The 25590-nt window shown below is 73.7% G+C and carries 19 protein-coding genes, 2 tRNA genes and 1 pseudogene; 12 read left to right on the plus strand and 10 right to left on the minus strand.

The annotated features are described in order from the left end of the window. Positions 1 to 95: 95 nt before the first annotated feature. Together ACFWIC_RS11195 and ACFWIC_RS11200 are read right to left on the minus strand one after the other, a co-directional pair. Positions 96 to 299 (minus strand): annotated as a pseudogene (locus tag ACFWIC_RS11195) (low temperature requirement protein A); the annotation flags it as partial. Positions 300 to 873: 574 nt separating this feature from the next. After that, a complete protein-coding gene (locus ACFWIC_RS11200; RefSeq protein ID WP_355399254.1) occupies positions 874 to 2583 on the minus strand; it encodes an ABC transporter family substrate-binding protein in 1710 nt (569 codons plus the stop codon). A gap of 363 nt (positions 2584 to 2946) precedes the next feature. Between ACFWIC_RS11200 and ACFWIC_RS11205 the strand changes: the two genes are divergently transcribed. The 5 genes from ACFWIC_RS11205 to ACFWIC_RS11225 all read left to right on the plus strand — a co-directional run bounded on the left by ACFWIC_RS11205 (position 2947) and on the right by ACFWIC_RS11225 (position 7812). Then, positions 2947 to 3930 (plus strand): ABC transporter permease, encoded by a 984-nt coding sequence (locus tag ACFWIC_RS11205; protein WP_329883690.1) that lies wholly within the window; start codon positions 2947 to 2949, stop codon positions 3928 to 3930. A gap of 24 nt (positions 3931 to 3954) precedes the next feature. Next, positions 3955 to 4917: an ABC transporter permease gene (locus tag ACFWIC_RS11210; protein ID WP_380357788.1), complete on the plus strand. Its 963-nt coding sequence runs from the start codon at positions 3955 to 3957 to the stop codon at positions 4915 to 4917. Next, positions 4914 to 7118 (plus strand): dipeptide ABC transporter ATP-binding protein, encoded by a 2205-nt coding sequence (locus ACFWIC_RS11215; RefSeq protein ID WP_380517852.1) that lies wholly within the window; start codon positions 4914 to 4916, stop codon positions 7116 to 7118. Before ACFWIC_RS11210 ends, ACFWIC_RS11215 begins: the two co-directional genes overlap by 4 nt. Before the next feature lie 97 nt (positions 7119 to 7215). Next, positions 7216 to 7289, plus strand: a tRNA-Lys gene (locus ACFWIC_RS11220). A 190-nt stretch (positions 7290 to 7479) separates the two neighbouring features. After that, the gene (locus ACFWIC_RS11225; RefSeq protein WP_380517854.1) at positions 7480 to 7812 is read left to right on the plus strand and encodes a hypothetical protein; all 333 of its coding nucleotides are present in this window, start codon (positions 7480 to 7482) and stop codon (positions 7810 to 7812) included. Between the two features lie 31 nt (positions 7813 to 7843). On the opposite strand, the gene ACFWIC_RS11230 is transcribed toward ACFWIC_RS11225, so the two are convergent. Continuing rightward, positions 7844 to 8746, minus strand: coding sequence for an alpha/beta fold hydrolase (locus ACFWIC_RS11230; protein ID WP_380357741.1), 903 nt, complete (start codon positions 8744 to 8746; stop codon positions 7844 to 7846). Next, the gene (locus ACFWIC_RS11235; protein ID WP_380517857.1) at positions 8743 to 8970 is read right to left on the minus strand and encodes a hypothetical protein; all 228 of its coding nucleotides are present in this window, start codon (positions 8968 to 8970) and stop codon (positions 8743 to 8745) included. Before ACFWIC_RS11235 ends, ACFWIC_RS11230 begins: the two co-directional genes overlap by 4 nt. A gap of 124 nt (positions 8971 to 9094) precedes the next feature. Between ACFWIC_RS11235 and ACFWIC_RS11240 the strand changes: the two genes are divergently transcribed. The 3 genes from ACFWIC_RS11240 to ACFWIC_RS11250 all read left to right on the plus strand — a co-directional run bounded on the left by ACFWIC_RS11240 (position 9095) and on the right by ACFWIC_RS11250 (position 13267). Further along, positions 9095 to 9168: transfer RNA gene (locus ACFWIC_RS11240), tRNA-Lys, on the plus strand. 243 nt (positions 9169 to 9411) lie between these two features. Beyond that, the gene (locus ACFWIC_RS11245) at positions 9412 to 11937 is read left to right on the plus strand and encodes a transglycosylase domain-containing protein (protein WP_329951030.1); all 2526 of its coding nucleotides are present in this window, start codon (positions 9412 to 9414) and stop codon (positions 11935 to 11937) included. Positions 11938 to 12064: 127 nt separating this feature from the next. Further along, a complete protein-coding gene (locus ACFWIC_RS11250) occupies positions 12065 to 13267 on the plus strand; it encodes a DMT family transporter (RefSeq protein WP_380517860.1) in 1203 nt (400 codons plus the stop codon). Here ACFWIC_RS11250 and lepB read toward each other — a convergent pair. Both lepB and ACFWIC_RS11260 read right to left on the minus strand, forming a co-directional pair. Next, positions 13230 to 14111 carry a signal peptidase I gene (gene lepB, locus ACFWIC_RS11255; RefSeq protein WP_380517863.1) on the minus strand — a complete coding sequence of 294 codons (882 nt, stop codon included), beginning with the start codon at positions 14109 to 14111 and terminating at the stop codon, positions 13230 to 13232. The two genes, ACFWIC_RS11250 and lepB, sit on opposite strands and share 38 nt — an antisense overlap. A 190-nt stretch (positions 14112 to 14301) precedes the next feature. Then, entirely contained in the window at positions 14302 to 14664 is a 363-nt protein-coding gene (locus tag ACFWIC_RS11260; protein ID WP_329883682.1) for a chorismate mutase, read from the minus strand. 343 nt (positions 14665 to 15007) lie between these two features. On the opposite strand from ACFWIC_RS11260, the gene ACFWIC_RS11265 reads away from it, so the two are divergent. Beyond that, positions 15008 to 15436 (plus strand): OsmC family protein, encoded by a 429-nt coding sequence (locus tag ACFWIC_RS11265; RefSeq protein WP_329883681.1) that lies wholly within the window; start codon positions 15008 to 15010, stop codon positions 15434 to 15436. Positions 15437 to 15825: 389 nt separating this feature from the next. Continuing rightward, a complete protein-coding gene (locus ACFWIC_RS11270; RefSeq protein WP_380517866.1) occupies positions 15826 to 18075 on the plus strand; it encodes a putative bifunctional diguanylate cyclase/phosphodiesterase in 2250 nt (749 codons plus the stop codon). Between the two features lie 48 nt (positions 18076 to 18123). Here ACFWIC_RS11270 and ACFWIC_RS11275 read toward each other — a convergent pair whose 3' ends face one another. After that, positions 18124 to 19239 carry an LLM class flavin-dependent oxidoreductase gene (locus ACFWIC_RS11275; protein WP_355399236.1) on the minus strand — a complete coding sequence of 372 codons (1116 nt, stop codon included), beginning with the start codon at positions 19237 to 19239 and terminating at the stop codon, positions 18124 to 18126. Positions 19240 to 19775: 536 nt separating this feature from the next. Between ACFWIC_RS11275 and ACFWIC_RS11280 the strand changes: the two genes are divergently transcribed. Together ACFWIC_RS11280 and ACFWIC_RS11285 are read left to right on the plus strand one after the other, a co-directional pair. Continuing rightward, on the plus strand, positions 19776 to 20372 hold the full coding sequence (locus ACFWIC_RS11280; RefSeq protein ID WP_329883678.1) for a VTT domain-containing protein: 597 nt from the start codon (positions 19776 to 19778) through the stop codon (positions 20370 to 20372). Positions 20373 to 20711: 339 nt separating this feature from the next. Continuing rightward, a complete protein-coding gene (locus tag ACFWIC_RS11285) occupies positions 20712 to 22004 on the plus strand; it encodes a hypothetical protein (protein ID WP_329951025.1) in 1293 nt (430 codons plus the stop codon). Positions 22005 to 22167: 163 nt separating this feature from the next. On the opposite strand, the gene ACFWIC_RS11290 is transcribed toward ACFWIC_RS11285, so the two are convergent. The 3 genes from ACFWIC_RS11290 to ACFWIC_RS11300 all read right to left on the minus strand — a co-directional run bounded on the left by ACFWIC_RS11290 (position 22168) and on the right by ACFWIC_RS11300 (position 25560). Further along, positions 22168 to 23058 (minus strand): glycoside hydrolase family 6 protein, encoded by an 891-nt coding sequence (locus ACFWIC_RS11290; RefSeq protein ID WP_329883676.1) that lies wholly within the window; start codon positions 23056 to 23058, stop codon positions 22168 to 22170. A 386-nt stretch (positions 23059 to 23444) separates the two neighbouring features. Further along, the gene (locus ACFWIC_RS11295) at positions 23445 to 24122 is read right to left on the minus strand and encodes a uracil-DNA glycosylase (protein WP_329883756.1); all 678 of its coding nucleotides are present in this window, start codon (positions 24120 to 24122) and stop codon (positions 23445 to 23447) included. 181 nt (positions 24123 to 24303) lie between these two features. After that, entirely contained in the window at positions 24304 to 25560 is a 1257-nt protein-coding gene (locus ACFWIC_RS11300) for a low temperature requirement protein A (protein WP_380517871.1), read from the minus strand. Between the last annotated feature and the right edge of the window lie 30 nt (positions 25561 to 25590).

Here is a 25590-nt window from a genome sequence, read left to right on the forward strand (position 1 = left end):
ACGGACACGGACCCGTGACTGCACCTACGGCCCCACCATCAGCCGCCTCTCCATTCGGTCAGCCCACTCAAATTCGTGCAACTTCGTGTCGCACGGCCGTCGCCCCAGTGGCCGGCGGCGAGGTCGTGGGCGAGCTCCCGACCCGCCTGGCCGACCGCGACCACGAAGCAGAGGTCGAAGAAGAGCTCCAGCGGGGTGGCCACCCGGTGCGGCTCGTCCCGGCTGCGCGGGACCATCCGGCGCACCGCGCGCGGGTCGGTGTGGTGCGGGTGGGGTGATGCGGCGGAATCGCTGGTCATCGGCGGTCTCCGGGCTCCGGACGGGCGGGCTGGCAGGTACCCGTCGCATCCTGGCAGCGGCCCGGTCGGCACGCACGCACCGGCGCGGCGCCGTACGGCGGTCGGCGACACCGCCGTACGGCCGGCGTCCCGCCCTGGCGCCCGGCGCGCAGGGCCCGGGACGGCACCGGACGGTCCGATGTGCCGTGTCGTCAGCCAGAGTTGACGCTGCGGTGCGCGAACCGGGTGACAGCACGGCGGGTTTCCGGGCGCGCCAGCGCCGTACGGCACGGCGGCCCCGAACACCCCGCTAGATTCTTCCCCGGTTGGAAGCGGGCGGGTCCGGGCGGACCCACGACACGGGCGGCCTGCGGGCATCGCGGAAGGTCAAGGCCGGTGGCAGGACAGCGGGGGCGGCAGAGCCGTTCCTCCCGTGTCCCCACCACCGGCCTCGTGATCACCGCGCTGCTCGTTAGCGCCTGCCGTGCGGCTCACGACCTCCGCATCGCACGTCGCCTCCGCACCCGTCTCGGCGCCCGTCTCGGCGCCCGCGCACTCGTCCGCGCCCGCCGTACGGTCGCACCGGCCCCGGCGGCTACTTCTCCCAGCCGACCTTGGCGTAGTCCAGGCTCGCCAGGCCGAAGGCACCGTAGTTGGCGAGGCCCTTGCGGGTCGCCAGCACGGTCGGCCGCTGGTACAGCTCGACGGTGTGGCCGAGCTCCCAGATCTTGGCGTCCGCCTGGTTGTAGAACTTCGCGGCCTCCACCGGGTCGATGGTGCCGGCCGCCTTCTTCAGCAGCCCGTCGATCTCCTCGGTGCCGAGCTTGGAGTAGTTCCCGAAGACGTTGTCCCCCTGCGGCAGCCGGAAGTTCAGCAGGCTGGTGGAGAGCGGGAACGAGTCGGTGTTGCGCCAGCTGGCGATGTCGAACTTGCCCGGGTTGACGTACTTGGTGAAGAAGTCGTTCGACGGGACCTTGTCCAGCTCCACCTTGACGCCCGCCGCCAGCCACATCGCCTGGGCGGCGGTGGCGAGGTCGAGCTGGGCCTGCGTGGTGGCCTCGTTGACCACCCAGTGCAGGGTCAGCGGCTTGCCGTCCCTGGTGCGCGGCTGGCCGCTGCCGGACTCCTTCCACCCCGCCTCGTCGAGCAGCTTCTTCGCCGCGGGCACGTCGAACCTGGCCCACTCGCCCGAGTTGTCCTGGTAGCCGGTCTGGTTGGGCATGAAGATGTGGTTGCCGAGCGGCTTGAACTCGACCGGGACGCCGTTGTTGGCGATCTTGATCAGCGAGTTGCGGTCCAGCGCCTTGCCGAGCGCCTGGCGGACCTTCAGGTCCTCCAGCGGACCGCCGCCGCCGAAGGAGATGTGCACCTCGTCCCACGGGCTGGCCGACCGGATCACCGTGTCCTTGGCGTCCTTGAGCTGCCCGTACGCGGTGGCGGTACCCGCCGTCGCGGAGTCGATCTCGTTGTTGAGGAAGGACTGGGTGGTCGCCGACTGCGACATCACCCGGAAGGTGATCTTCTCCGCCTTGGGCTTGGCGCCCCACCAGGCCGGGTCCGGGACCAGCGTGATGGTCTGCGCGGTCTTGTCCGCCGTCCCGATCTTCAGCGCGCCGGCCGTGATCGGGATCTTCTCGACCCAGCCCTTGTTGAAGTCGTCCGCGGTGGCGATCCCGGCGGCCGGGATCAGCGGGCGGAAGAGGTTCTGCCAGTCCGCGTACGTGTCCGCGAAGGTCACCTTGACCTCGGCCGGGTCGGCCCCCTGCTCGACCGCGGAGATCAGCTCGTAGCCGGAGGAGTCGGCGATGTTGTAGCCGTCCTTCTTGCCGTTGCTGGCCTCCCAGTCGGCCTTGAAGTCCAGGTAGCTCAGCGGCTTGCCGTCGGACCACTTGGCCTTCGGGTTGAGCTTGTAGGTGACCACCTGCGGGGAGGTCGAGGTGACCTTGGCGTCCACCAGGTAGTCGGGGGAGGGCTTGAACGCGCCGGCCTCGTCGGTCGTGAAGAGGTTCGGCTCCAGGGCCCGCATGATCTCGACCGCGTCACCGTACCGGCCGTCCACCTGGAACGGGTTCCACTGGGTGATCCACTGGTAGAGCGGGAACCGGACCTCACCGCCGTCGCGGACCAGGTCCGCCGCCTTGGCGTTGATGTCGATGGCGCCCTGGGCCGGCGCCCCGCTCCTGACCGCGGTGTCGGCGGAGCCGCCGCCGCCCGAGGTGCACGCCGCGGCGGCGAGGGTGACGGCGAGGGCGAGCACGGCGGCACGGCCGAGTCGGCGGCGTGCGGGCGTGGCGAGAGCGTCCATGAGGGTTCCCCCCGTGATGTCCGGCGAGTGGTGAGAGTTGAGCGTCGCGAGGTGTGGCGAGGCTTGAGCGTGGGCAGCCAAGTCGGTGCCGGCGGAGCGAAGGTAACAGTCGATCAGAACCAGTACCAGGGGGCCTGGTTCACACCTGACCCAACCGAAACACGGCGCAACACCGCCGCAACACCCCGGCCGCCCGCCGGTGCAACACTCTGACCTGCGGTTTCCCGACCACCCCCGGGATCCCGCGCCCCGACCTCCCCCACCCACCCCCTCACCGGGCCGCTACCGGGCCCACCGACCGAAGGCCACCCACCCGATGCCCACCCGACGCGTCGGCCCCGCCCCCACCCCGGGCAGCCGTTGATGCTCCGCTACCTGACGAAGCGGCTGGCCTACTACGCGGTCCTGCTCGCCGCCGCCGTCTTCCTGGCGTACGCGCTCTCCGCCGCCGCCCTCCAGCCGCGCACCTACTTCGAGGCCAAGGTGCCGCGCCCCGCCGCCGCCTCGGTCGAGCGGCAGCTCACCGACCTGAACCTGAACGACCACACCCCGGTCGTCGAGCGGTTCGGCCGGTGGGCCGGCGACCTGGTGCTCCACGGCGACCTCGGCCGCACCATCCACGACACCCCGGTGATCGACGACTTCCGCCGCCGGGTCTGGGTCTCGCTGCGGCTGCTGCTGATCGGCAGCCTGCTCGGCATGGTGCTCGGCGTCGCCGCCGGGGCCTGGAGCGCGGTCCGCCAGTACCGGATCTCCGACCGGCTGCTCACCCTCGTCTCCTTCGTCCTGCTCTCCACCCCGGTCTTCCTGGTCGCCCTCTTCCTGAAGAACGGCGCCATCGCCGCCAAGGAGGCCGTCGGCCACGAGGTCGTGCCGTTCACCGGCTACGAGACCCCCGGGCTCACCGGCGGGCTCGGCACCCACCTCGCCGACTGGGCGCTGCACCTGCTGCTGCCCACCCTCTCGCTGGCGCTCGGCGGCCTCGCCACCTACAGCCGCTACCAGCGCGGCACGATGCTCGACGTGCTCGGCTCCGACTACCTGCGCACCGCCGAGGCCAAGGGCCTCACCCGCGGCCGCGCCCTGCTCAGGCACGGACTGCGGACCGCGGTGATCCCGATGTCGACGATGTTCGCCTACAGCTTCCTCGGCATCTTCACCGGCGCCGCCTTCACCGAGACCATCTTCGGCTGGCACGGCATGGGCGAATGGTTCATCCAGTCCATCAACCAGCAGGACGTCAACGCGGTCGTCGCGGTCAACCTGTTCGCCGCCGTCGTGGTCCTCGCCTCCGGCTTCCTCGCCGACACCCTGCACGCCGCCCTCGACCCGCGCGTGCGGACCTGACCGGAGGAGAGCCCCGTGACCACTGTGATCGTCGAGCCCGCCGGGCCCGTGGAGCCCGCCCCGGCCGCCGGCGCCACCACCGCAGCCGCTCCCGGGGTGACCGGCCGGGGCCGGCTCGTCCTCGCCCGCCTGCTCGCCGCCCGCTGGGCGGTGGCCGGCGCCGTCGTCGTCGTGCTGCTGTTCGCCCTCGCCTTCGGCGGCCAGCTCCTCACCCCCTGGGACTACGCCGCCCCCGACTACACGGCGCTGCGTCAACCCCCGTCCGCGACCCACTGGTTCGGCACCAACGGGGTCGGCCAGGACGTCTTCGCCCAGACCGTCCGCGGCCTGCAGAAGTCACTCGTCATCGGCCTGCTGGTCGCCCTCTTCTCGACCGTGCTGGCCTCCCTGGTCGGCGCCTGCGCCGGCTACTTCGGCGGCTGGACGGACCGGATCCTGATGTTCCTGGTCGACCTGATGCTGGTCTTCCCGGCGTTCCTGGTCGTCACGATCATCTCGCCGCGCCTCAGGGGCGCCGGCTGGCTCGCCTTCGTCCTGCTGCTCGCCCTGTTCAACTGGATGATCACCGCCCGGGTGGTCCGCTCGATGACCGTCTCCCTGCGCGAGCGGGAGTTCGTCCGCGCCGCCCGGTTCATGGGCGTCCACCCGCTGCGGATCATCACCCGGCACATCCTCCCGAACGTCGCCTCCTTCCTCATCATCGACGCCACCATCGCCGTCGGCGGCGCCGTGATGAGCGAGACGGCGCTCTCCTACTTCGGCTTCGGCGTCAAGGCGCCCGACGTCTCGCTCGGCACCCTGCTCGCCGCCGGCACCAGCGAGGCGCCCGTCTTCCCCTGGCTGTTCTACTTCGCGGCCGGGCTGCTGGTCCTCTTCGTCCTCGCCGTCAACCTGATCGGGGACGGACTGCGCGACGCCCTCGACCCGACCTCCGAGGCCGCCCGGCGCCCCCGTCGCTCCGCCCGCAGGAAGAAGGCCCGCACGTGACCACCACCGTCGAGACCCCGCCGCCCGGCGCGCCCGCACCCCCACCCGCCGACCCGCTGCTGACCGTCCGGGACCTCCACGTCGACTTCACCGGACCGCGCGGCAGCGCCCCCGTCCCCGCCGTCCGCGGCGTCGACCTCACCCTGCGGCGCGGCGAGACCCTCGGCATCGTCGGCGAGTCCGGCTCCGGCAAGTCGGTCACCGCCCTGGCCGTGCTCGGCCTGCTGCCCGGCACCGCCCGCGTCCGGGGCTCGGTCCGACTGGACGGGCGCGAACTCGTCGGCCTGCCCGGGCGCGAGCTCGCCGCCGTCCGCGGCCGGCGGATCGCCATGGTCTTCCAGGACCCGCTCTCCGCCTTCACCCCCGTCTACCGGATCGGCGACCAGATCGTCGAGGCGCTCCGCATCCACCAGCCCCTCGACCGGGCCGCCGCCCGCAAACGGGCCGCCGAACTCCTCGACCTCGTCGGCATCCCCGCACCCGACCGCGCCCTCGACAGCTTCCCGCACGAGTTCTCCGGCGGCATGCGGCAGCGCGCCATGATCGCCATGGCCGTCGCCAACGACCCCGACGTCCTGCTCGCCGACGAACCCACCACCGCCCTCGACGTCACCATCCAGGCCCAGGTCCTCGACGTGCTGCGCACCGCCCGGCGCGAGACCGGCGCCGCGCTCGTCCTGGTCAGCCACGACCTCGGCGTGATCGCCGGGATGGCCGACCGGGTCGCGGTCATGTACGCGGGCCGGGTGGTCGAGACGACCGGCGTCGACGAACTGTTCGCCGCCCCCCGGCACCCGTACACGCTCGGGCTGATCGGCGCGGTGCCCCGGCTGGACGGACGCGGCGGGCCGCTGGTGCCGATCCCCGGCGTGCCCGCGCCGATGGCCGAGCTGCCGGCCGGGTGCCCGTTCGCGGCGCGCTGCCCGCTGGCCGAGGACCGCTGCCGGAGCACGGAGCCGCCGCTCGCGGGGACGGGCGGACCGGCCACGGCGGTGGCGGGCCGGACGGCCGGGGCCGCGGACGGGACCGGCGTCGACGGGGCCGCCGGGGAGGCGGACGGGCCGGCGCCGGTCGAGGGGCATCTCGCCGCCTGCGTCCGCGCGGGCGAGCTGGCCGAACGGCGGCCCGCGCCCGCCGAGGTCTACCCGGTACCCGCCCTCCCCCCGCCCGCGGCGGGCCCCGTCCCGAGGGAGGAGCGCACCCCGGTCCTCGACGTCACCGGGCTCACCAAGACCTTCCCCCTCCTCAAGGGCACCGTGTTCAAGCGCCGGATCGGCTCGGTGTACGCGGTGGACGGCGTCGACCTGTCGATCCGGGAGGGCGAGACGCTCGGCCTGGTCGGCGAGTCCGGCTCCGGCAAGTCCACCACCCTGTTCGAACTGCTGCGCCTCGCCGCCCCCGAGTCCGGCCGGATCGAGCTGCTCGGCCGGGACGCCGCAGGGCTCTCCCGCGCCGAGGCCCACCGGATGCGGGCCCGGCTGCAGATCGTCTTCCAGGACCCGATGGCCAGCCTCGATCCCCGGATGCCGGTCGGCGACATCGTGGCCGAACCGCTGCGCGCCCAGCGGGCCTCCGGGGGCGAGATCGCCGGCAGGGTCCCCGAGCTGCTCCGGCAGGTGGGCCTCGACCCGGCCCACGCCGTCCGCTACCCGCACCAGTTCTCCGGCGGGCAGCGCCAGCGGATCTCGATCGCCCGTGCGCTGGCCGTCCGGCCGAAGCTGCTGGTGCTCGACGAACCGGTCTCCGCACTCGACGTCTCCATCCAGGCCGGCGTGCTCAACCTGCTCCAGGCCCTCAAGGCGGAGCTGGGCCTCTCCTACCTCTTCGTCTCGCACGACCTCTCGGTCATCCGCCACCTCGCCGACCGGGTCAGCGTCATGTACCTGGGACGGACGGTCGAGGAGGGCGAGGTCTCCGCCGTCTTCGACCGTCCGCGCCACCCCTACACCCGCGCACTGCTGTCCGCCGTCCCGCTGCCGGACCCGGCCGCCGAACGGGCCCGGGCCCGCATCCTGCTCGCCGGCGACCCGCCCTCCCCCACCGCCCGGCGCACCGGCTGCGCGTTCCGCACCCGCTGCCCCGTCTACGCGCGGCTCGGCGGCCCGGCCGCGCGCACCCGCTGCGAGACCGAGGCCCCGCTGCCGACCGGGCCCGCGCCGGACACCGACCACCGGGCGGCGTGCCACTTCCCGGAGGGGTAGCGCCTCCGGCGGTTGTGCCGGTCGCCACGGTGCGTGTCCGGCCGGTGGCGATTCGGCGGATCGGGCCGACTGCGTGTAATGTCTTCCAGGTCAGCAGGCGCCGCTAGCTCAGTTGGTTAGAGCAGCTGACTCTTAATCAGCGGGTCCGGGGTTCGAGTCCCTGGCGGCGCACCGACAGCCGAAGGGCCCCTCGCGAGAGCGAGGGGCCCTTCGGCGTTCCCCGCACACCCCTGCCCGGCCCGTCCGGGCACCTTCGTTCCCGGTTCCGGCACGCCCGCAGCGTCGTGCCGGATAGCTTGGGGGCGCTGCCCCCACCGCGCGCGACGCGCGCTCGCACGGCCCCACCGGAGGTGCTGTCGCCATGGCTCCGCCCGACTCCGGACCGCACGGCCGGCGCCCGATGCCCGAGGAACTGGTGCTGCTCTGCACCGATCCGGTCCACGGCCGGATGCCCGTCCCGGCCGCGGCCTTCTACCGGGCGCTCACGGGCGCCTCCCCCGTCGGGGCCTGCGGACCGGACGGGCCCGACCTGCAACTGGCGGGGCTGATCGGGGCGGCCCGACTGGACCGGCGGATCTTCCCCGGCCCGGAGAACACCGAGGTCCGCAAGGCCGCACGGCGGCTCGTCAAGGAACTGCCGGTGGCCCGGGCCGTGCGCCGCCTCGTCGACGCGGACAACGCCAGCGGCGGCTGAGGCCGGCGCCGTCCGGACGCCTCGGGCGGGGTCAGCGGGTCTCCAGGATCGCCGAGGCCACGGCGTCCGGACGGTCGAACATCAGCAGGTGCCCGGCCGGGGCGGTGGTCCGGAACTCGGCGCCGAGCAGCGCGGCCAGCTCGCGCTGGACGGCCAGCCACTCCTCGGTCCGGCGGCTGCGGAGGCCGTCGTCGGCGGCGAGCACGGTGACCGGCAGGCCGTCCGGCAGTGGCGTGGTGCGGCGCAGTGCGGCGAGCTCGGCGGCCATGTCCAGGTAGTGGGTGTTCTCCCGGAGCAGCGCGCGCAGTGAGCGGCCGGTCCGGTAGCAGTGCCGGACCAGCGACACGGGGGCGAGGTCCTCACGGCGGACCGTCGAGGCGCGGGCCACCCACCGGCGCGCGGTGGGCCCGAGCAGGTACGGCACCGCGACCGCGGTGGCCGCCCCGGCAGCCGCGCGGGCCGTCAGGTCCCGCAGCTCCGGGGCCGGACGCGGACGCGGGTCCGCCTCGGCGCTGCCGTCCAGCAGCACCAGCCCGGCGGTCCGGTCCGGGTACAGCCGGGCGAAGGTCTCGACGTGGAAGCCGGCGAGCGAGTGACCGGCCACGGTGCACGGCTCCTCCCGGCCCAGCGCCTCCAGCACCGCACGGATCCGGTGGGCCTCACGTGCGGCCGTCGGGAGCGCCCGGGTCGCGGGCTCGGGCGCGCTCAGCCCGTAGCCGGGGCGGTCGAAGCGGACCACCGTCCGGTACGGGGTGAGGAAGGGGACGACCAGGTCCCAGTCGAACCAGCTGCTGCCGAGCCCGCCGGTGAGCAGGCAGAGCGGACCGTCGCCCTCGACGCGGACGTGCAGGGGGACGCCGTCGACGCGCAGGAAGGCCGCGGTGTCCCCGGCGGCCCGGCGGTGCGGGGAGGCGCCCTGCCCGGGGCCGGTCATCCCGGCCCGCTCTCCCGGGACGGGTCCGCGCCCGCCGCCCCGGCGGCCCGGGAGAGGCCGCCCAGCGGCAGGTCCTCGGCGGCGAGCTCGCCGACGCGGGCCCGGACCGGGTCGTGTCGGGTGCTGAGCACGACCTCCAGGACCCAGGCGGTGCAGGCCACCGCACTGAGCAGCAGCGCGGCGGTGAGCCGAGTCTTCCGGCGGCCGGGGTGGGAGCTGGGCACGATTCCACCCTAACCGGCGGCAAACTCCACCCCAACCGGGCGGAAACGGGCAGGCCGGAGCGGGTGCCGCCGCAAGCGGTTCGAGGCACTCGCCGGGACCGTGTATTGTTTTCCACGTCAGCAGGCGCCGCTAGCTCAGTTGGTTAGAGCAGCTGACTCTTAATCAGCGGGTCCGGGGTTCGAGTCCCTGGCGGCGCACCGACATCGGGGAGCCTCTCGCCATCGCGAGGGGCTCTCCGGCTTTTTGCTGCCCATCGACGTCCGATTTGTGTGTGATGTCGGTCTCGCTTGTCCTCCCAGTGGATCCAACCGGCCCGTTGGACGCGTTTTGGGCTGTACACCGGAAAAGGGACAAAGGTCCCCTATCGCCGACGATCCCGTCCGAGCAGGCCCGCACGGCCTGCCCCGCCCGGACGCCCGCCCGCAGGAAAGGCCGCCGCTTTGTCCCGAGACGCCCAGAGCGGCATCCAGCGCACCGCGAAACAGAACACCGGGCCGGGTACCGGGCGGGGCGGCAGGAAGTCCCGCCGCCCCCGGCGCACCGGCTGGCGCCGGCTGGTGCCCACCTGGCGGATGACGCTGACCGGCTTCGCCGCGGCCCTGGTGCTCGGCGTCGGCCTGTTCGCCCTCGGCATCACCCTGGTGAAGGTGCCGGACGCGCACGCCGCCGCGACCGCGCAGAGCAACACCTGGCTCTACCAGGACGGCTCGGTGATCGCCCGGACCGGCCAGACCAACCGGCAGAACGTCGCCCTCGACAAGGTCTCCCCCGCCGCGCAGCACGCCACCCTGGCCGCCGAGGACCGGAACTTCTACCACGAGGGCGCCGTCAACATACCCGGCCTGGTCCGCGCCGCCGTCAAGACCGCCCAGGGCGAGGGCACCCAGGGCGGCTCCACCATCACCCAGCAGTACGTGAAGAACACGTACCTGAGCCAGAAGCAGTCGATCACCCGCAAGGTGAAGGAACTCTTCATCGCCATCAAGGTGGACGCCACCGAGAGCAAGGACGAGATCCTCTCCAGCTACCTCAACACCTCGTACTACGGGCGCGGCGCGTACGGCATCCAGGCCGCCGCCCAGCAGTACTTCGGCGTCGACGCCGCCGCGCTCGACGCCGCCCAGGGCGCCTACCTGGCCGCCCTGCTGAACGCCCCGAGCGCCTACGACGTCGCCACCGCCACCCCGGCGGGCAGGCAGAACGCCGTGAACCGCTGGAACTACGTGCTGGACGGCATGGTGAAGGAGGGCTGGCTCTCCGCCGAGGAGCGCGCCGCCACCGCCTTCCCCGAGGTCAGGAACCCGCAGTCGCAGCTCGGCCTCTCCGGTCAGGCCGGCTACCTGGTCAACGCCGCGACCGAGTACCTCACCACCAACCAGATCATCACCGAGTCCGAGCTGGCCAAGGGCGGCTACACCATCAAGCTGACCGTCGACCCGGCGCGCCAGCAGGCCCTCCAGGACGCGGTCCAGGTCCAGCTGCACGACACCCTCGACCCGGACAAGCGGAAGAAGGACGCCAACGTCCAGCCCGGCGCCGTCTCGGTCGACCCGAAGTCCGGTGCCGTGGTCGCCCTGTACGGCGGCGTCGACTACACCAGGCACTACATCGACAACGCGACCCGGCGGGACTACCAGGCGGGCTCCACCTTCAAGGCCATCGGCCTGGCCGCGGCGCTGGAGAACGACGCCAGGACCCAGTCCGGCCAGACCGTCACCCCGCGCACCGTCTACGACGGCACCAGTGGCCGCAAGGTCCGCGGCGGGAAGGGCACCCCGTACGCGCCGCCGAACGAGGGCGACAAGAGCTACGGCCAGATCACCCTCCAGCAGGCCACCGACTGGTCGGTGAACTCGGCGTTCGCCCAGCTCGCCCAGGACACCGGGCTGTCGAAGGTCCGGGACACCGCGATCGCGCTCGGCCTGCCCGGCACCACCCCCGGGCTCGACCCGGTGGCGTCCATCCCGCTCGGCACCGCCACCCCGAGCGTGCTCGACCTGGCCGGGGTGTACGCCACGCTGGACAACGACGGCCGGCAGATCACCCCCTGGCTGGTGCAGTCGGTCGACCACGAGGGCGAGGCGCTCCCGCTGCCGGCCCACAAGACCACGCAGGCGGTCAGCGAGCAGACCGCGCGCGAGGTCACCTCGATGCTGGAGGGCGTGGTGAGCGACCAGGGCGGCACCGGCTGGCGCGCCAAGGCGCTCGGCCGCCCCGCCGCGGGCAAGACCGGCACCACCGACGACCAGAAGTCGGTCTGGTTCATCGGCTACACCCCGGAGCTGGTCACCTCGGTGGCGCTGTTCGGGCAGGACCCGGCCACCGGCGCGCAGGTCAGCCTGAGCGGCACCGGCGGGATCGAGGGCGCGGCGGGCGGCCAGTACCCGGCGCAGATCTGGACCACCTACATGAAGAGCGCGCTGAAGGGGCAGCCGGTCGCCGACTTCCCCGCCCCGTCGGGCGCCGAGGACTCCTCCTCGCGCAGCGGTTCCGCGAACTCCCCGAGCTCCTCCGCCTCGCCCTCGGGCGGGCCGGACGGGTCGGCCACGCCGTCCGGCGCACCGTCCTCGCCGGCGACCACCGGCGGCGGCGGGTCGGGGGCCTCGGACGGCTCGGCCACGACGCCGGGCACCGCGCCCACCGGCGGTCCGACCACCGCACCGCAGCCCACGGGCGGCGGCACCGGCGGTGCCGGATCCGGCGGCGCGACCACGGCTCCCAGCCAGCCGGCGACGTCCTCGCCGACCGGCCGGCCGACCAGGACGCCGGCGCCGACCACCGCCCCGACGACGGGTCCGACCACCGCACCGACGCCCAGCCCGCAGCCCACCGGCGGCACCGGCGGGTCGGGATCCGGCGGCAGCGGTGGTACGGGCGGTGCGGGCGGTGCGAACACCGGCGGCGCCACCGGCTCCGGGGCGGACGCGGGCGCGAACGCCCTGGCGGGCGCCGGCGCGGCACAGTAGCGCCGGCCCGGAACAGCCGGGTCCACCGCACGGAGCGGTGGGCCCGTCGCCGCACACGGCCCCCGGCAGGACCGAATAGCGGAATGACCCCTTACCGAAGTGCCGGTACGACTGTCACAATTCGTCGGTGCACAGCTCAAAACACCTGCTCGGCGGTTCCTCCGCCCGGACCCTCGGTCTCACCCTCGCGCTCGTCTCCGCCATCGCCTTCGGCGGCTCCGGCACCGCCGCCAAGCCGCTGATCGCCGCCGGGCTCTCACCGCTGCACGTGGTCTGGCTCCGGGTCACCGGCGCCGCCGTCGTCCTCCTGCCGCTCGCCTACCGCCACCGCGCCGCCGTCCTGCGGCGGCCCGGCCTGCTCATCGGCTTCGGCCTGCTCGCCGTGGCCGGCGTCCAGGCCTGCTACTTCGCCGCGATCTCCCGGATCCCGGTCGGCGTGGCGCTGCTGATCGAGTACCTCGGTCCGCCGCTGCTCATCGGCTACGTGCGGTTCGTCCAGCGACGCCCGATCAGCCGGGGCGCGGCGGTCGGCGCCGGGGTGGCCGTCGCCGGTCTGGCCTGCGTGGTCGAGATCTGGAACGGCCTGAGCTTCGACGCGCTCGGCGTCCTGTTCGCCCTCGGGGCGGCCTGCTGCCAGGTGGGCTACTTCGTGCTGGCCGACGCCGGCAGCCGGGGCGACCGGCCGGTCGACCCGATCGCGGTCAGCGCGTACGGACTGCTGATCGGCGCGATCGTGCTCACCGCCCTCACCCGCCCCTGGGAGGCCGACTGGAGCCTGCTCGGCGGGGACGTGGTGATGAACGGGCGCACCGTTCCCGCGCTGCTCCCGGCCGCGTGGATGGTCCTGATCGCGACCGTGCTCGCGTACCTGACCGGCGTGATCGCCGTGCGGCACCTGTCGCCCCCGATCGCCGGGGTGGTGGCCAACCTGGAGGCGGTCGTCGCCACCGTGCTGGCCTGGGTCCTGCTCGGCGAGCACCTCGGGCTGCCGCAGGTGACCGGCGGTCTGCTGGTGCTGGCCGGCGCCTTCGCCGCCCAGGCGAGCAAGCCCGGTACCGCGCCGGAGACGGCCACGACTGCGGCTCGGGCTGGGACTACGACTGCGGCTCAGGCTGGGACTGCGGCTGGGGCCGGGACTGGGGCTGCGGCCTCGGTGGGGCGGGAGAACGCTCCGCCGGGAACGGACCGGGTGACGCGAGGTCCGGACGCGGTGCCGGCGGGAGCGACGGCACTCGGCGAGCGGCTGGCCGGGGCGGCGGCCGAGGCCGACGCGACGGCCGACCGGGCCGGGGTCAGCGACCGACCCAGCCGAACCAGTCGAGGTGATTGAGCGGCCACACGACGGCCGACACCGGGCCGACCACGTTGTCCACCGGCACGGCCCCGCCACCGGGGCCGCGCTGGTGGTAGCGCGAGTCCGCCGAGTCACTGCGGTGGTCGCCCTCGACCCAGACGTAGCCCTGGGGCACCGTCACCGGGCCGAAGTCCAGCCCCGCGCAGGAGTCGTCCCCGGGGTGGAGGTAGGGCTCGTCCACCTTCGTGCCGTTGACGGTCAGCGTGGTACCCGCACACTGGACGGTCTGCCCGCCCGTTGCGATGACCCGCTTGACCAGGTAGTTGTCGTCCTTGGGCGGAATCAGCCCGACGAAGCCGAGCGCGGAGCCCAGCGCGTTGGCGACCGGGTTCCCGCCGGTCGGCTGCGGAGGCAGCCAGTCCCCCGGGTCCTTGAACACCACCGGCTGACCGGCCTCGGGCTCCCAGCCGGTCAGCGGGGCCAGCTTGTTCACCCCGACCCGGTCGCCGATCCGCAGCGTGTTCTCCATCGACCCGGAGGGGATGGTGAACACCTGGAACAGGCAGGTCTTGATCAGCAGCGCGACCACCAGGCCGACCGCCGCCATCGCGGGGATCTCGATCCACCACGGACGCTGCCGGCGGGGCTTCGGAGTCCGGCGTCCCTCGGCAGCGCGCCGGGCCCGCCGGGCCTCGGCCCGGCCGCCGGACGGCACGGCGGGGGTCTCGGAAGTTTCCGGCCTGCCGGGGTACCCCGGCGCACCGGGACCACCGCCGGCCCCGGGAGTACCGGGGGCGCCGTACGCACCGCCGCCGGAACCGACGGCCCCGGAGGGAGCGGCCCCGGCGTCGCCGTGCGTACCGGGCAGGTTCACCGCCATCGTCGCTGCTCCACTCTCCGGCTGCGGGGGAACCTGCACGCTACGCCACCCGGGGAGCCTGGCGAAATCGGGCGTTTACCCCCGCCCGACACCGCCGGAGGGGGCCGGGGCACCCGTCCTCCCGGGAACGGACCTCCGGGTGCTCTCCCGGAATCCCCCGCCCGGCCCGCGGGTCGGGCCGGGCCCGGGGTCAGACGGAATCGTTCCCGCCGGTCACGGCATCACTGGCGATGGCCTCGTGGTGGCGGATGACCTCGGCGATGATGAAGGTGAGGAACTTCTCGGCGAACACCGGGTCCAGGTGCGCACCGGCGGCCAGCTCGCGCAGGCGCTTGATCTGGGTGCGCTCGCGCGCCGGGTCGGCCGGCGGGAGCTTGTGCTCGGCCTTGAGCCGCCCGACCCGCTGGGTCGCCTTGAAGCGCTCGGCCAGCATGTGGACCACCGCGGCGTCGATGTTGTCGATGCTCTCGCGCAGGCTGGTCAGCTCGGCCCGCACGGTGTCGTCGATCCCCTCGTGCAGTCCGGCGTCGGGGGTCGTGGGGTGGTCCGTCATCGGGGCGGCTCCGCGGCTCTCTCGCAATGGGCACCCGGTCGTGCACCGGTCGTGCACCGGCCGGGCTCGGGCCCGGGTCAATCTAACAGGGCACCCCGCACGGGCCCGCACCATTTGGCCTATCCGTCCACGATATGGACGGCACACGGAGTGATCCCCCGGCGGGGCTCCGAGCTGGCGGGGCACGCCCCCTCACCGGCACCGTCACCCGGACGGCCGAGGCGTTTTCGGACGCACGTGCCCGATGCGCTACTTGTGGCAGGCCCCCGACCTGCACGTAGGCTAAGCGCGGCATGACCGGACGTGACGACTCAGCAGTTCCTCATTACTGGAGGTACCGATCGTGGCAACCACCCGCACCGCCCGCACCGCGTGGGAAGGCAACCTGCTCGACGGCAAGGGCCAGGTGACCTTCGCGTCGTCCGGCATCGGCGAGTACCCGGTGTCCTGGCCGGCCCGGGCCGAGGCGGCGAACGGCAAGACCAGCCCGGAGGAGCTCATCGCGGCCGCGCACTCCGCGTGCTTCTCGATGGCCCTCTCGCACGGCCTGGCCGGCGCGGGCAACCCGCCGACCAAGCTCGACACCCAGGCCGACGTCACCTTCCAGCCGGGTACCGGCATCACCGGGATCCACCTCACCGTCGTCGGCGAGGTTCCCGGCCTGGACGCGGACGGCTTCGCGAAGGCCGCCGAGGACGCCAAGGCGAACTGCCCGGTGAGCCAGGCCCTGACCGGCACCACCATCACCCTCACCGCCACGCTGGCGGGCTGACGCTCCGACCTGCGGTCCTCGGGCCCGGCGGGCGCACGCACCGCGCTCGACCGGCGCCCGAGAGCGCACTACCGGAGCACACGCCCCCGGTACACGTCATGTGATGTGTACCGGGGGCGTCCGCATGTATCGCCGCACTTGCCCCCAAAGCCGACGAATCACCCTGGCGGCGGTCACCGCGCGTTGCCGACGCGTCCTATGATCGGCCGCAGCGCCCTGTTCCTCACGGTTCCTCACGCGGGCTTCCGCACGGCCGCTCCACCCCGAGCGTTCCGCACCGGACCCCGGCCCCGAGGGCCCCGGAAGAGTGCGGAGTCGGCCGCCGCCAGTCGGGTGACCGGCCGGACCAGCGTCAAGCGTCAAGCTGCAGCAGCGGACGGGAGCATGCCGTGCCGGGCCAGAACGAGGGGGCCGACGCACACTACCCGGGCGTGCGGCACGAGGAGCCACGGCACCGACACCCTCTCCCCCCGCCACCCGGCGTCCGCCCGGCCAACGGCGTCGCGCTCAACGGCACCGCACTCGAGGGCGAAGCCCCCAACGGGGCCGCCCACGCCGTTCTGACCGACCCCCGCGCCCCCGCCGCCGACGGCGGCCCCCACCGCTGCCCGACCTGTTCGGCACCGCTCGGCGACGGGGCCCACCGGCCGGCCGAGGACGGGGCCGCCGAAGCGTCACCCCTGGAGGCGGAACGGCTCTCGGCCGCGCTCCGGGCGAGCGAGTCCCGCTTCCGGGCCGCCTTCTGCGACGCCGGCATCGGCATGGCACTGATCGACCCCGAGGACCGGATCATCGAGGTCAACCCCGCCTTCGCCGCCCTGACCGGCCGCACGGTCGGCGAGCTGGCCCGGACCCACATCCACGAGATCCTCGACCCCGAGGGCATGCCGCACCGCCTGTTCCCCGCCCTCGTCCACGGCGAGCGCGACCGGCTCCGGGTGGAGAAGCAGCTCAAGCACCGTGAGGGACGCACGGTCTGGAGCAAGGTGACCATCTCCCTCATCCGGGACGGCGCGGGCAGCCCCCTCTACACGCTCGCCCTGGTCGAGGACATCACCGAACAGCGGAGGCTCGGCGACCGCCTGGAGTACCAGGCCCTGCACGACCCGCTGACCCGGCTGCCCAACCGGACCTTCTTCTTCGAGCGCCTCGACGCCGCCTGCCTCACCCCCGACCGGACGACCGCCCGCCCGGCCGGGTCGGCCACGGGGTCGACCGCCGGGTCACCGGCCCGGACCGTCACCGGGACGGGGACGGCCTGGGTGGGCCCGGCGGGCCCGGCGGCCGGCTCGGCGACGACGGACGAACGCCGGGTCGGCGTCTGCTACCTGGACCTCGACGGATTCGCCGCGATCAACGAGACCCTCGGCCACCACATCGGCGACCAGCTGCTGATCGCCGTCGCGACCCGCCTGCGGCGCGGCTTCTCCGCACGCGAGACCCAGCTGGTGGCCCGGATGGGCGGCGACGAGTTCGCCGTCCTGGTGACCGACAGCAAGGGCAGCCACCAGCTGACCGACCTGGCCGCCCGGATCCTCGAAGCCCTGGAACGCCCCTTCGACGTGGCCGGTCACCGGCTGGCGGTGACCGCCAGCGTCGGCGTCGTCGAACGGTCCGTCCACGAGACCACCCCCACCGACCTGGTCAAGGACGCCGACTCCACGCTCTACTGGTCCAAGGCCGACGGCCGGGCCCGCTGGACCCTCTACGACCCCGACCGGGGCGCCCACCAGCTGACCCGCCAACTGCTCTCCACCGCACTGCGCCCGGCGCTGGAGCGCGGCGAGTTCACCATCGAGTACCAGCCACTGGTCGGCCTGGCCGACGGCACGGTGCACGGGGCCGAGGCGCTGGTGCGCTGGCGCCACCCCCGCTACGGGACGCTCTCGCCGGACCGTTTCATCCCGCTCGCCGAGGAGTCCGGCGCCATCGTGCCGCTCGGCAAGTGGGTCCTGGAGGAGTCCTGCCGCCAGGCCCGGCGCTGGCTCACCGAGTTCCCCGAGACCGAGACCTTCGTGAGCGTGAACCTGGCCGCCCGCCAGATCTGGGACTCCGACGTGGTCGCCGACGTCGCCCAGGCGCTCGAGAGCACCGGCCTGCCGGCCCGGCTGCTGCAGCTGGAGATCACCGAGAGCGCGCTGCTCGGCCCCGGCGGACGCCCGCTGCAGGCGCTCCAGGCACTCGCCGACATGGGCGTCCGGATCGCGATCGACGACTTCGGGACCGGCTACTCGAACCTGGCCTACCTCTCCCGCCTGCCGGTGCATGTACTGAAGCTGGACGGCACCTTCATCGAGGGGTTCCGCGACCCGGCCCCGACGGGCACCCGCACCGGGCTCGCCGGCCGGGACGCGCGCCGGAGCGACGCCGACGAGCAGATCGTCGGCGCGATGGTGCAGCTGGCCCACACCCTCGGCCTGACCGTCACCGCCGAGGGCATCGAGAGCGCGGCCCAGGCCGAACGGCTCCGGCTGACCGGCTGCGACACCGCCCAGGGGTGGTACTTCGCCCGCCCCGGCGACGCGGAACTCGTCGCGGCGATACTCCGTGACGGCCGCGACGGTCGCGACGCCCAGGGAGGACCGGTCGGCCCGGGCAGCGCGGTCGGCCCGGGCGGCGCCGTCGGCCCCGTCGAGTAGGAGGCCCGAGGACGGCCGTCCTGCCGGCGGCCGCCCCCGAGGGGGTTCTCAGGCGTCGGCGGACTTCGCCCCGGTCAGGCCGTACGCCTCGGCGATCAGCCCGTAGGAGCGGTACCGCGCCTCGTGGCCGTGGATGTGCGAGGTGACCATCAGCTCGTCCACCCCGGTCCGCTTGCGGAGCGCCTCCAGGCCGTCGGCCACCTCGCCCGGCGAACCCAGGACGACGTTGCCCAGCCATTCGTCGATGAAGTCCGCCTCCACCGGGCTGTACGGGTAGGACTCCGCCTCCTCGGGCGTGGGGATCGGGCCCGGGTTGCCCCGGCGCAGCCGGAGCATGCCGAGCGCCGCGGACCGGGCGAGCCGGCGGGCGGTGGCCTCGTCGTCCGCCGCGACCGCGCTCACCCCGATCAGCGCGTACGGCTCGTCGAGGACCGCCGAGGGGCGGAACGCGGCGCGGTAGAGGTCGAGGGCCGGGACGGTGTTCACGCTGCTGAAGTGGTGCGCGAACGCGAACGGCAGGCCGAGGCTGCCGGCCAGCTGGGCGCTGAAGCCCGAGGAACCGAGCAGCCAGACCGGCGGCCGTCCCTCCCCCTTGGGCACGGCGGTCAGCCGCGCGTACGCGTGGTCGGGCGGGAAGGTGCCGTCCAGGAAGTGGGTCAGCTCGGCGAGCTGCCGGGGGAAGTCGTCGGCGCCCTCCGCCAGGCCGCGGCGCAGCGCGCGGGCGGTGGCGGGGTCGGTGCCGGGGGCGCGCCCGAGGCCGAGGTCGATCCGCCCGGGGTGCAGGGCCTCCAGCAGGCCGAACTGCTCGGCGATCGCCAGCGGGGCGTGGTTGGGCAGCATGACCCCGCCCGAGCCGAGCCGCAGGGTGCTGGTGTGGGCGCCGAGGTGGGCCAGCAGGACCGCGGGCGTGGAGCTGGCGACACCGGGCATGCCGTGGTGCTCGGCCACCCAGAAGCGGTGGTAGCCCCACTCCTCGGCGCTGCGGGCCAGGGTGGTGGTCGCGGACAGGGCCTGCGCGGGCGTGTAGCCGACGCCGACGGTGGCCAGGTCGAGGATCGACAGCGGCGCCGGCGCCGTGCCCCGGGCCGTACCGCGGACCACCTCGTCGACGCGTGGGTCCGTCCGGTGGTCCCGCTGGTTCTCGTGCCGGTCCTCGGTGGTCATGCCGTCCGTCCTCCTGGCCGTGGTCGCTGCCGTGCGCCGGTGGTGTCCACCGGTGTCGCTCACCGGTCTCGGCGGTCAGTGCCGTCGCCGGTGCCGAGGATGGTCAACCACGCGGCGGGGTCCGCTGTTCCCCGCCCGGTCCCGGCCCCGCCTGCGCCGCATCCGGGGACCCGCGCCGGACCGGCGGGCGCGCGGCTGACGCTCCGCCAGCAGCCGAACACCCGTGGCGACTTCACGCCAGCGCGGGAAGTCGCCAGCCCCAGGGCTCGCGGTCGGCGGTCGGCGTCCGGCAGGCTATGGGCCAGGAGCGGATCACCCAACCGGATCCGCACTCACCAGCAAGATCGTCGGGCTGGACCAGCGCCGATCGATCCCCGCGAGCCCCCGGAGCGGCACCCCGCTCCGGGGGCTCGCGCCATGGTGGGCCCTGTGACCCGCAGCACGCCGGGGTGCTTCATGGCATGAAAAGTCGAGGCGCTAGCGTTGTCCTCTGCAGCCACCTGCTCCCCCGGGCGGTCTGGAGGGAGATTTCGGATATGGACATCGCGACGCTGGTCGGATCCTCGTGGATCTGCGCCCTGGCGCTCTGCGCCGTCCTCGGCGACGCGTTCCTCCCCTTCATCCCCAGCGGGACACTCGTCATCCTGGCCGTGCTCAAGACGGCACAGATAGACGGCGCGCCGCTGATGCTCGGGCTCGGGGTGGCGATGGCCTCCTTCCTCGGCGACCTCCTGCTGCTCCGGGTCGCCCGGAGCGGGGCACCCATGGTCCGGCGGCGCCTCGAACACCGGCCGCAGCTGGCCGCCAGCGTGGAACGGGTCCAGCAGGCACTGGACGGGCGGACCACCCGGGCCGCCGCCGCGATGGTGGTGATCGCCCGGTTCGTACCGGCCGGGCGGACCGTGCTCGACCTGGCCATCGGCCACTCTCCCGCGCACCCTCACCGGTTCCTCCGGTGGTCGGCGCTGGCCGCGATGATCTGGGCGACCTACATCGTGACCCTGGGCTGGCTCAACAGCCACTGGTTCGACACCGCCTGGCTGAGCCTCGCGGTCTCCTGCACGGCGGCCACCGCGATCAGCACGGCCATCGCACGGGTCGTGCGGCGCAACCGCCGCCTCTCCCTCGGCTGACGCCCCGGCACCGCGACGCCGCGACCACCGCCGGGCACCGGCACCGAGCCCCGAGTACCGGGCATCGAGTACCGGGCATCGAGTGCCACGCATCGGGCATCGGGCATCGACGCGACCAATCCGTCGAAACGGGCGAATCGTCACAGGACGGCAACAGACGACACCTGCGCGCATCCCGCACACCTGTGCCATGCGTGTTCAGTGTCGACGGACCCCGGCACCTTGGGTGCCCCCGCGTCCGTATGCCATGCTGAAGACGAAAATCGATCAATTGTCCGATTTGGCCGGAGCGGCCACGGCCACGGCCGCGACCCCCGGCCCGGGGCACCAGGGGAGACCATGAGCATCATCTCTCGCAGGACCGTGCTCGCAGCCGGCGCCGCCACCGCGGCCCTCGGTGCGGTGACCGCCTGTTCCGGCAGCGGGTCGGGCTCGGGCTCGACGTCCGGCCCGACATCGGGCTCCGCCCCGGCCCCCACCGGGAGCAGCGGAAGCAACGGACCGACGAGCGGCGCCCCCACCACGAACGGCCCCAAGGGCACCCCGATCGGGGACGGCTCCACCTCCGACACCGGCCCGCAGCCGAACCAGCCGAAGGCGGAGAAGCTCAAGCCCGGCGAGCGCCCGCCGCAGTTCGTGGTCCTCTCCTGGGACGGCGCCGGCGCGACCGAGGACGGCCAGTTCCCCCGCTTCCTCAAGCTCGCCGAGGAGCACAAGGCCTCGATGACCTTCTTCCTCTCCGGCATCTACACCCTGCCGAAGGGCAAGGCGAACCAGTACCAGCCGCCGAAGCACTCGGTCGGCGCCTCCGACATCCCGTACCTCTCGGACGCCGGGGTGAAGAACACGATCAAGATCATCAGCCAGGCCTGGCTGGCCGGTCACGAGATAGGCACCCACTTCAACGGCCACTTCTGCGCGAGCCGCTCGGACGGCAACGGCGTCAACAAGTGGACCCCCGAGGACTGGGAGAGCGAGATATCCCAGGCCGTCGGCTTCGTGACCCAGTGGCGGACCAACACCGGCTTCACCGACGTCGACCCGCTCCCCTTCGACTACCGCAAGGAGCTCATCGGCGGCCGCACCCCGTGCTTGGAGGGGCAGAAGGCCCTGCTGCCGACCGCCGCCAAGCTGGGGTGGAAGTACGACGCCAGCTCCCCCGGCGGCCAGCAGATCTGGCCGCAGAAGGTGCAGGACGGCAAGGTCTGGGACTTCCCGCTGCAGAGCATCCCGTTCCCCGGGCACTCGTTCCAGGTGCTCTCCATGGACTACAACATCCTGGCCAACCAGTCGGCCGGCAGCACCAAGGGCGACCCGGCGAAGTACGACGAGTGGCGCGCGCAGGCCCGCGACTCCTACGTCGCGGGGTTCGACCGCGCCTACAACGGCAACCGCGCGCCGTTCTTCATCGGCAACCACTTCGAGCAGTGGAACGGCGGGATCTACATGGACGCCGTGGAGCAGACGATCAAGGCCGTGGCGGGCAGGCCCGAGGTCCGGCTGGTCTCCTTCAAGCAGCTGGTCGAGTGGTTGGAGGCGCAGGACCAGTCCACCCTCCGCAAGCTCCGCACCCTCGGTGTCGGCCAGGCGCCGGCCGGCGGCTGGGAGTCCTTCCTCGGCACGGCCGGCTGACGTCCCGCTGCGGCGCCCCCCTTCTTCCGACGGACGGGCGGACGGGCGGACGGGCGAGCGGGCGGGACCGGGGACAGACACCCGGTCCGGCCCGGGCAGCGCCGAGCGGAGCCGGCCCGGACAGGGCCGGGCCGGTGTGGGGCAGAGCCGGGCCGGGCCCGGGCTAGCCGGCGGCCTGGGCCAGCCCGAGTGCGTACGGCAGCCAGAACTCGCCCGCCCGGGGCTCGCCGCGCCCGCACTCGCCGTCGGACTCGCCGGGGTTCTTGATCCAGAGGTAGGCGTCGACGCCCGGCCGCCCGGTGTCGGCGGTGGGCGGCGCCCCGAGCGCGCGGCCGGGCGGGTTGCACCACGCCTCGCCGCTCAGCGGGCCGTTGCCGTTGCGACTGGTGTCGATGACGAAGTGCTTGCCGTCCAGCAGGGCGGAGAGCTGGGCACCGTACGTGGCGTTCCGGTCCGTGGTCGAGAAGTTGGAGACGTTCACCGCGAAACCGTCCGCCGAGGCGACACCGGACTTGCGCAGCGCCTCGGCCAGCGCGGAGGGGTCCTGCACCCAACCGGGATTTCCCGCGTCCAGGTAGACCCGCACCTGCGGGCGCTTCTTCAACTCCTGGACGGCGAAGGCGAGCAGGCCGTACCGCTCGGCCGCCGCGTCGCCCTTGACCCCGCAGGTGTCCAGGGTGTGCGCCACCGCGTCCGGCTCCAGGACCACCCAGGCCCGGCGGTCACCCAGCGCCTCGGCCAGGCCGGTGATCCAGGACCGGTACGCGGCGGCGTCGGGCGCACCGCCCGCCGAGTACAGGCCGCAGTCCCGGTGCGGGATGTTGTAGGCGACGAAGACCGGCGTGCGGTCCGCTGCCGCGGCCCGCCGGCTCACCTGTTCGGCGATGCCCCGGGCCGCCTGGTCGCCGAGCCACTGCGAGGAGGGCTGGGCGGCGATCCGGAGCAGGGTGTCGGCCTCGGCCGTGCGGCCCTGGCCGCGCAGGGCGGACAGTTGACGGGCGGCGGAGGTCTGGTCGGAGACGTAGAAGGCCTGACCGGGAAGCTGCGGCAGCACGCCCGCTCCCCCGGCGGGTGCACCGCCGGGCGGTGCGGGGACCGCCGAGGCGCCCGTCGACGCGGTGCTGTTCGAACTCCCGCCGCCGGAAGGCCCCTTGACCGCCCCGGCGCTGCCTCCGGCGCACCCCGCGACGCCCGTCACCAGCCCCAGCATCGCCGCCCCCGCGGCCAGCCGGAAACCCACTCTTCGCCCTGCTCGGCGCACGTACCGCCCCTCCCAGACCCGGTCGGGCGACCGGTCGGTCCCCAGCTTCGCATACCGGGTGCCGCCCGCTGTTCACCAGCCGGTGAACAGCGGGCGGCCGACGCCGAGTGGACTGCACGTCAGATGCCCCGGAGGGCCTTCCGGGCGGACGGCCGGGCGCCCCGGCGGCCGCCGGCGGATCAGCCCTGCTTGAGGTCCGGCACCCGCCAGTCGATCGGGTCGACGCCGAAGCCCTCCAGCGCCGTGTTGATCTGGGAGAACGGCCGGCTGCCGAAGAACAGCTTGGCGGAGAGCGGCGACGGGTGGGCGCCCTGGACCACCACGTGCTTCTCGGTGTCGATCAGCGGCAGCTTCTTCTTGGCGTAGTTGCCCCAGAGCACGAAGACCACCGGCTCCTCGCGCGCGCTCACCGCCTTGATCACCGCGTCGGTGAACTTCTCCCAGCCCTTGGCCTTGTGCGAGTTGGCCTCGTGCGCACGGACCGTGAGCACCGCGTTGAGCAGCAGCACGCCCTGCTCGGCCCAGTGCATCAGGTAGCCGTTGTCGGGCGCCGGGATGCCGAGGTCGGCGTCCAGCTCCTTGAAGATGTTGCGCAGCGACGGCGGCGTCTTCGTACCGGGCAGCACAGAGAAACTCATGCCGTGGGCCTGGCCGTCGTCGTGGTACGGGTCCTGGCCGAGGACGAGCACCCGGACCTTGTCGTACGGCGTGGCCTCCAGCGCGGAGAACTCCTGCCCGCTCGGCGGGAAGACCTGCTGCTCCGCGCGCTCGGACGCCACGAAGGCCGCCAGCTCGGCGAAGTACGGCTTCTCCGTCTCGGCGCCCAGCACCGTGTGCCAGGACTCGGGCAGTTCCAGCCCGGCGCCCGCCTCCGGCGTACCCGGCTCCGTCACGCCCGCCTCGACCGTGTCCGTCACGACATCAACCTCCCACCGGACGGCCGCTCACCGCCGCACCGCCCCGACCCTCGGACGCCCTGCGGCCCTTGCGCCGCACGCCCTCTTTCCACACCGAACGCTACACAGGCCCACTGACAGTTCACTCCGCCGGAGCCGCAGGTGCCGCAGGTGCCGCAGGTGCCACCGGTGCCACGGGTGCCACCGGGGCAACCGGGGCCGCAGGGCCCACGACGGCACCCGCGGCCACCGGTTCGCCGGGGGCCGCCCCGCCGGGCGCCGCGGTCCCCGCCCGCGCCACGCGGAGGTGCTCGACCACGTTCAGCACCACCAGCACCACCGCCAGCGCCACCAGCGCCGTGATCGCCGGCCACCGCACCATCGCCGGGGCCAGGGCCAGCACCACCGCCGCCGCCACGATCCGGGTGGTCGCCACCCTCCGGAACATCATCCACCGGGTGTAGCCGAAGGCGAGCAGGTACAGCCCGCAGCCCCCGTAGAGCAGGGCCACCGTGCCCGCGCCGAGCGCCCGGCGCGGGTCGGCCACCGTCTCGCCGAAGCCGACCGCCACCGCGATCACCCCGGCCACCAGCGCCAGGTGCCCGTACTGGAAGACGCGCCGGATGACGTCCCGGCGCGACTCGGCGACCGTGACCGCGTGCCGCATGGCGTCGGCCGCGTGGACGAAGTACTGCCACCAGAGCCCCGCCGAGATGGTGAACGCGGCGGTGACGGCGACGAGTTCGGCCGCGTCGAGGGGCACCCCCGCCGCGGTGGCGCCGATCCCGACGATGGACTCGCCCAGCGCGACCAGCAGGAAGAGCGCGAACCGTTCCGGCATGTGCACGGGGTGGTAGGCCACCGCGGCGAGCCGGCGGCGCAGGAGCACCGGCGCGGACAGGTCGCAGAGCGCCGCCAGCGCCCAGAGCACCGTCCGCGGCCCCTCCGGCAGCAGCCCGCCGGCGAACAGCAGCGGTCCGCTGACCAGCACACCGACCCCGTACGGTCCGCGCCACACGCCCGGGACGCGGACGACCAGCAGCAGCAGGACCACCCGGGCCGCCCAGTACCCGGCGCCGAGCAGGACGCCCCGGCCCCCGTACGCGCCGGGCACGGCCAGCGCCATGACCAGGCCGGTCAGCCCGACGGCGAGGATGCCGAGCCGGTCGCGCGGGTTGTCCACGTCCCGGATGTTGGCCTGGACCGTGGTGCCGACCCAGCACCAGTAGACCGGCACGAACACCACCAGGGCCCGGCCGACGCCGGCCCAGTCGTGGTGGTGGTGCAGCAGACCGGAGACCTGGGTGATGGCGAAGACGAAGACCAGGTCGAAGTAGAGCTCCGCCCAGGTGACCCGTTTCTCCTCGACCGCCACCGGTGATTCCCCCGTAGTACCCATCCGCCCCTCCTCGGCGCACAGCGAACGGGC

The organism is Kitasatospora sp. NPDC127035 (genome assembly GCF_042726075.1).
Lineage (GTDB): Bacteria > Actinomycetota > Actinomycetes > Streptomycetales > Streptomycetaceae > Kitasatospora.